Origin of the sequence: Cellulomonas pasadenensis, from assembly GCF_047229365.1 — a bacterium.
Lineage (GTDB): Bacteria > Actinomycetota > Actinomycetes > Actinomycetales > Cellulomonadaceae > Cellulomonas.
In genome coordinates, this window is record NZ_JBFTEP010000170.1 from 1 (window position 1) to 6,384 (window position 6,384).

Genomic DNA, 6,384 nt, shown 5'->3' on the forward strand with positions numbered 1-6,384 from the left:
TTAATGATCCGGCGACGCGCTAGATCTACTCTTTCATTGCTTCGTCGGCAGCGTCTGATGTGTTTATGTGTCAGGTGCCGGCCGCGGCGCGCACCGCCGCGGCGGCGACGAGCGCGGTCGCGCGGCGCGCGCTGCCCGGGCGTGAGGAGTCGGCGGCGGGGCGCTGCTGCGGGACGTGGTCGAGGCCGCCGGCGCGGGCGGGGTCGGACACGCGCTCCGGGGCCGGCGCGGGGTGCGGCACGGTGCCGGCGGTGCGGCGCGGCACGAGGGGCGTCGGCGCGGAGAGGACCGGCCCGGCCTGCGTCGGCAGGACCGGTGGCGCGGCGGCCGCGGGGGTCGCGGCACCGGGCGGTGCGGGCGTCGGCACCACCGGCGTGGGCGCGGACGCCACCGGTCCCGCCTGCCGTGGCACGCCTGGCGTCGTGCCGCTCGTCGTGCGCTCCTCACGTGCGCCGTCCCGGCGCATGCCGGTGCCCTGCCGTCCGCTCATCGGTCGTTCCCCCCTCGGCGAGGTCGCGTCGTCCACGACCCCATCGGCAGGTGAAGCGTCCGACCTGAGCACATGTGTCGCAATCCGTGGCACATGCGGCCATCCGGTCTGCACGTCCGTGCACGGACATCCCGGACGGACCCGTCAGGATGGGCACGTGCACGCCGACCGCCTCGACGACCTCGACACCGCCATCCTCCGCGTGCTCGCACGCGACGCCCGCGCGACGTTCGCGCAGGTGGGCGCGCAGGTCGCGCTCAGCGCACCGGCGGTGAAGCGCCGCGTCGACCGGCTCCGCGAGCGCGGCGTCATCCGCGGGTTCACCGTCCGGCTCGACCCCGCGGCGCTCGGCTGGCACACCGAGGCGTTCGTCGAGCTGTTCTGCCACGGGTCGACGAGCCCGGCGACGATGCGCGCGGCCGTCGAGGACTACCCGGAGGTGGTCGCGGCGAGCACCGTGACGGGCGACGTCGACCTCGTCCTGCAGGTGCGGGCCCGCGACATGCGCCACCTCGAGCAGGTGGTCGAGCGGCTCGCGGCGGAGCCGTTCGTGTCCCGGACGCGCTCCACGGTCGTGCTGTCGGCGCTCGTGCGGCGTCCCGACGTGCCGACCACCGGCGCCGGCTGACGCCGGTCCGGCGGCGACGTCAGCGCGTGAGCTCCTCCGCGCCGCGCGCCGTGACGACCATGACGGGGCACCGCGCGTGGTGCAGCACCGCCTGGCTCGTCGAGCCGAGCAGCAGCCCGGCGAACCCCCCGCGGCCGCGCGAGCCGACGACGATGAGGTCGGTCGCGGCGGAGAACTCGGTGAGCAGCTCGGCACCCGTGCCGTCCAGCACGTGCCGCCTCACCTCGAGGCCCGGGTGCCCGGCGAGCGCGCGGTCGACGACGACGTCGAGCCCCTCGGCCACGTCGCGCAGCACCTGGTCGTGGTCCACCGCCGACGGCAGCCACGCGAGCACCCCCGTCATCGCGTGCACCGGGACGCCGGAGATCGCGTACAGCTCGGCGCCCCACCGCTCGGCCTCGCGGATCGCGAGCCGCAGCGCGGCCTCGGCGGGCGGCGAGCCGTCGACGCCGACCACGATGCGCCGCACGGGACGCACGGGCGCGGGGTCCTCGTCGACCGGCGCGCCGTGCTCGTCCCGCAGGGGGACGACGACGGTCGGGCACCACGCGTGCGCCGGCAGTGCCGACGACACGGTGCCGAGCAGCCGGTCCGCGAACCCGCCGCGTCCGCGCGTGCCCACGACGGCGAGGTCCACCGAGCGGGACGCGTCCACGAGCACCGCCGCGGCGTCGCCCGTCACGACGCGGCCCTCGACAGGGACGCCGGCGTCGCGCGCGTGCAGCAGCGCCTCGTCGAGCACCGACTGCGCACCGGCGCGGATCGTGTCGTCGTCGAGCGCGGCGTACCCGCCGTCGAGGCTCGCGGCCGTGAACGACGGCAGCGCGTACGCCACCAGCACCCGCACGCCGCACCCACGGGTGCGCGCCTCGTGGACCGCCCAGTCGAGGGCGTGCAGGCTGGCCGCCGACCCGTCGACCCCGACGAGGACCTCGTGCTCGCGCGTCATGCCGCCCTCCGCGTCGGTGCTCGCCGCGCCGTCACGACGAGTCTGTGGTGCTGACCTGACCCCATCGTGGCACACCCGTGACGATCAGCGGACACTCCGCGCACCGGCTGCGGACCCGCGGCGTCAGGCGACCAGGTACGGGGACCAGGCCGGCTCCGTCCGTGCGGCCGCGCCGCCGACCGTGAAGGACCACCGGGGTGCGTGGGGCCGAAAGGGCAGCTCCCAGCCGAGCTCCAGGAGCGTCCGGTCGGCCTTGCGGTGGTTGCAGCGCACGCACGCGGCGACGACGTTGGTCCACTCGTGCCGGCCGCCGCGCGAGCGCGGGTGCACGTGGTCGACGGTGTCGGCGCCGCCGCCGCAGTACGCGCAGCGGTGGTCGTCGCGCTGCAGCACGGTGCGCCGGGTGGGCGGCACGGGGCGCCGCTTCGGCACGTGCACGTAGCGGGTGAGCACCAGCACGACGGGCAGCGGCACCTCGGCGCGCGCGGAGTGCAGCACGCGTCCGCCCGACTCCAGGACCGTCGCCTTGCCGGTCATGACGAGGGCGACGGCGCGGTGCACGGTCACGACGCACAGCGGCTCGCCGCTCGCGTTGAGCAGCAGCGTGCGGTTGGGCACGGGCGCGGGCGGGGGGCCGGGTGGGCCCTCCACGGGGACGGTCGTCAGCACGGTGCACTCCTGACCTCGGTGGTCGGACCGGCTGGCTGCCGGTCCGGACGAGAAGGAACAGCGTCGATGCGGGACCAGGGTACGCGCACGCCCTTTCGGCGGGTCGGGCGTACGTCCACGAACGACGGAGCCCCGACGACCGTGTGGTCGTCGGGGCTCCGTGACATCGGCGCCGGCCTGGTCAGCCGATCCGGATGAACGTCGGCGAGCTCTGCCAGATGGTGCGGAACTGCACCGTCTTACCCGGGCGCGGCGAGTCGATCATCATGTCGCCACCGGCGTAGATGCCGATGTGGCCGGGGCTCCAGATGAGGTCGCCCGGCTGCGCCTCGGCACGCGACACGACCGTGCCGGCGTTCCGCTGCGCCGACGACGTGCGCGGCAGGTTGATGCCGAGCTGCGCGTAGACGTACGACGTGAAGCCGGAGCAGTCCATGCCCTCGGGCGACGCACCGCCGGAGACGTACGGCACGCCCACGTAGCGGGCGGCGACCTCGAGGACCGCGTTGCCCGACACGCTCTGCGGGATCGGGGCGTTGGCCGTCGTGGTGGTCGACGCCTCGGTGCCCGCGGACGCGCGCTCGGCCGTGCGGGAGGCGGCGCGCGTGCGCACCGGCTCGGGCTCGGGCGCCGGCGGCGGGGTCGGCTTCGCGGCCGTGACGACGGGCGCGTCGACCGTGAAGACGGCCTCGGCCGGGGCCGTGACGACCGGGGAGGTGTTGAGGACGGCCCGTGCGGAGGCCGTCAGCGCTGCCGTGTCGACAGCGGCGAGGTTGCCGGCGGACTCACCGGGGGCAGCGCTCGACGGGATGGCCAGCATGGAGACCATGAGGCCGGACGATGCGGCGACGACGGCGGAACGGCGGCCGACGGTGCCCATCTGCTCGGATGCTGCGTTGGCGAGCTCGGTCAGCGGCGTCGACGGACGACGCGCGGCGCGGTGGCGCGCCCGGATGGTGCTCTCGGACAACGTGTGCCTCTCCTGTCGCCTACGAGGTGAGCTGTCGGGTTCGGGTGGGAGAACACCCGGCCGGTCGTCCGTCCCGACCGCGCGCACCGTGGTGCGTGCTGTCGTCACGTCCGCCCGGCTTCACCCCAAGGGCACCGTCTCCGATGCCCACTTTGTGGGTCCCCCGCCCCTGCCGGCGAGTCGTACGGGACCTGCGAGCGGCGGCAGGGTTCGGCGTTCCGCTCGAGGGCTCCCACGGAGGAGGGTTCCGAGAAGCAGGACGAACGTACATGACGCCCTCGGCGATTGTCACGCGTTGGTCACGGCGATCTCGGAACGATCATGGACGGCCGTCCGGGCGACACCCGGACGCCGGACGCCGCCGTGCGTCTGACGTGCACGGCGGCGTCGTGGAGCGGCTCCGGCGCGCCCGTGGGAGCGCGACCGGTGTGGCGAGGTTCACCCGTTCGTGGGCGCCCGGCGCGGCCTCCGCACACGGCGCCGGCACGGCTCCCGGGCACCCCGGCGGGCGTCGGGAGCAGGCGTCAGGCGACCCCGACGAAGATGTGCCGCGCGAGCTCCAGCGGCAGGTCGACGACGGTGCCGTTGCCGGGCACGCCGACGGTGATGACGCCCGTCCCCCGCTCGACCGACACCTCGACCCCGGGCTGCACGCCGGCGTCCGCGAGGCGCTCGAGCAGGTCGACGTCGACCTGCAGCGGCTCCGCGATGCGCGCGACGACGGCCGTGGGCCGCACGACGGCGTCCGCGGACGTCAGCGGCACGACCCCGTCGAGGAACCGCACGGGCGTGCGCTCCTCCCCGATCTCGTCGAGGCCCGGGATGGGGTTGCCGTACGGGTCGAAGTGCGGGTGGTCGAGCAGCGCGGCGAGGCGCTTCTCGACGCGCTCGCTCATGACGTGCTCCCACCGGCACGCCTCCTCGTGGACGTGCGGCCAGTCGAGGCCGATGACGTCGGTGAGCAGGCGCTCGGCGAGGCGGTGCTTGCGCATGACGCGCACGGCCTTGCCGTGCCCGGCCTCGGTGAGCTCCAGGTGGCGGTCGCCGGTGACGACGACGAGCCCGTCGCGCTCCATGCGCGCGACCGTCTGCGACACGGTGGGCCCCGAGTGGCCGAGGCGCTCGGCGATGCGGGCGCGCAGGGGGGTGATGCCTTCCTCGGTGAGCTCGTAGATCGTCTTGAGGTACATCTCCGTCGTGTCGATCAGGTCGCTCACCGCTCGGCCTCCCACGTCGCCGTCCGGCGGCGGTCGACCCGCCGCGTGCCGCCCCCAGGGTAGTCGGCCCGCCCGCAGGTCCGGGGCCGTGCGGACGCCCGGCCCGCGGCGCGACGCCCGTCGTTATCCTCGGCGCGTGCCCGACGCCCCGGTCCCCGCCGTCACGATCCCCGCCGACCTGCTGCCGCGCGACGGCCGCTTCGGGTGCGGCCCGTCCAAGGTGCGCGCCGCCCAGGTGGACGCGCTCGCCGCCGCGGGCCGCTCGCTGCTCGGCACCTCGCACCGGCAGCCGCCCGTGCGCGCGCTGGTCGGCCGGGTGCGTGCCGGGCTGGCCGAGCTCTTCGGCGCCCCCGACGGGTACGAGGTCGTGCTGGGCAACGGCGGGTCGACGGCGTTCTGGGACGTCGCGACGGTGTCGCTGGTGCGCGAGCGCGCGGCGCACGCGCAGTTCGGCGAGTTCGGCGCGAAGTTCGCGGCGGCGACGTCGCGGGCGCCGTTCCTCGCGGACTCGCACGTGGTGAGCGCGCCGGCCGGGGACGCGGTCGTCCCGACGCTCGTCGACGGCGCCGACGTGTACGCCTGGCCGCACAACGAGACGTCGACGGGGGTGCTCGCGCCCGTGCGGCGGATCGACGGCTCGCGCGACGCCGGTGCCCTCGTGGTCGTCGACGGCACGTCGGCGGCGGGCGGCGTCGCGGTGGACGTCGCGGAGACCGACGTCTACTACTTCGCGCCGCAGAAGTCGTTCGCCGCGGACGGCGGCCTGTGGCTGGCGCTCGCGTCCCCCGCGGCCGTCGAGCGCGCCGCGCAGGTCGAGGCCTCGGGACGCTGGGTGCCGGAGTTCCTCTCCTTCACCGCGGCGGTGACGAACGCGCGCGCGGACCAGACGCTCAACACCCCCGCGCTCGGCACGCTCGTGCTGCTGGCGGAGCAGGTCGAGTGGCTGCTCGCGCAGGGCGGGCTCGCGTGGGCGGCGGCCCGCACGGCCGAGTCGTCGGGCCACCTGTACGCGTGGGCGCAGGAGCGGGAGTGGGCGACGCCGTTCGTCGCCGACCCGGCGCTGCGCTCCCCCGTCGTCGGCACGGTCGACCTCGACCCGGCCATCGACGCGACGGCCGTCACCGCGACGCTGCGCGCGCACGGTGTCGTCGACGTGGAGCCGTACCGCAAGCTCGGCCGCAACCAGCTGCGCGTCGGCATGTTCCCCGCCGTGGAGCCGGACGACGTCCGCGCCCTCACGGCCTGCGTCGACCACGTCGTCGCCGCGCTGGCCTGAGCGGCGCCACCCGCCCGCCGCCGGCAGCCGCACGCGACGACGCCCCGCCTCCTCCGTCCACCGGGGGAGGCGGGGCGTCGTCGCGCCGGGCCCGGGTCCGTGCCGACCCGCGTCCTGCCGGCGTCAGCCCTGGCCGGCGTCGCCCTGCCGGCGGCGGCGCACCGCGACCGCGCCGGCGCCGAGGC

General features: G+C 76.0%; 7 protein-coding genes and 1 riboswitch. Of the genes, 2 read left to right on the forward strand and 5 right to left on the reverse strand.

Features of this window, described 5'->3' with window-relative positions:
- Positions 1 to 70: 70 nt before the first annotated feature.
- Complete coding sequence (locus AB6N23_RS16615; RefSeq protein WP_412867099.1) at positions 71 to 490, reverse strand: hypothetical protein; 420 nt, start codon at positions 488 to 490, stop codon at positions 71 to 73.
- A gap of 157 nt (positions 491 to 647) precedes the next feature.
- Between AB6N23_RS16615 and AB6N23_RS16620 the strand changes: the two genes are divergently transcribed.
- A complete protein-coding gene (locus AB6N23_RS16620; RefSeq protein WP_378199321.1) occupies positions 648 to 1,118 on the forward strand; it encodes an Lrp/AsnC family transcriptional regulator in 471 nt (156 codons plus the stop codon).
- A 19-nt stretch (positions 1,119 to 1,137) separates the two neighbouring features.
- On the opposite strand, the gene AB6N23_RS16625 is transcribed toward AB6N23_RS16620, so the two are convergent.
- The 4 genes from AB6N23_RS16625 to AB6N23_RS16640 all read right to left on the reverse strand — a co-directional run bounded on the left by AB6N23_RS16625 (position 1,138) and on the right by AB6N23_RS16640 (position 4,923).
- Positions 1,138 to 2,067 carry a universal stress protein gene (locus AB6N23_RS16625; protein ID WP_412867100.1) on the reverse strand — a complete coding sequence of 310 codons (930 nt, stop codon included), beginning with the start codon at positions 2,065 to 2,067 and terminating at the stop codon, positions 1,138 to 1,140.
- Positions 2,068 to 2,190: 123 nt separating this feature from the next.
- Entirely contained in the window at positions 2,191 to 2,733 is a 543-nt protein-coding gene (locus AB6N23_RS16630) for an HNH endonuclease (RefSeq protein WP_412867104.1), read from the reverse strand.
- A 184-nt stretch (positions 2,734 to 2,917) separates the two neighbouring features.
- Positions 2,918 to 3,706, reverse strand: coding sequence for a C40 family peptidase (locus AB6N23_RS16635; protein ID WP_412867101.1), 789 nt, complete (start codon positions 3,704 to 3,706; stop codon positions 2,918 to 2,920).
- 2 nt (positions 3,707 to 3,708) lie between these two features.
- Positions 3,709 to 3,932, reverse strand: a riboswitch (cyclic di-AMP (ydaO/yuaA leader).
- A 298-nt stretch (positions 3,933 to 4,230) separates the two neighbouring features.
- Positions 4,231 to 4,923, reverse strand: a complete 693-nt coding sequence (locus AB6N23_RS16640; protein ID WP_412867102.1) for an iron-dependent transcriptional repressor DtxR — start codon at positions 4,921 to 4,923, stop codon at positions 4,231 to 4,233.
- A 136-nt stretch (positions 4,924 to 5,059) separates the two neighbouring features.
- Between AB6N23_RS16640 and serC the strand changes: the two genes are divergently transcribed.
- Entirely contained in the window at positions 5,060 to 6,199 is a 1,140-nt protein-coding gene (gene serC, locus AB6N23_RS16645; RefSeq protein ID WP_412867103.1) for a phosphoserine transaminase, read from the forward strand.
- The last annotated feature ends 185 nt before the right edge of the window (positions 6,200 to 6,384 follow it).

What these genes read in the sequence shown, in the direction of transcription:
- AB6N23_RS16625 (WP_412867100.1), bottom strand. Translation starts at nt 2,067, where the DNA reads ATGACGCGCGAGCACGAGGTCCTCGTCGGGGTCGACGGGTCGGCGGCC.
- AB6N23_RS16615 (WP_412867099.1), bottom strand. Translation starts at nt 490, where the DNA reads ATGAGCGGACGGCAGGGCACCGGCATGCGCCGGGACGGCGCACGTGAG.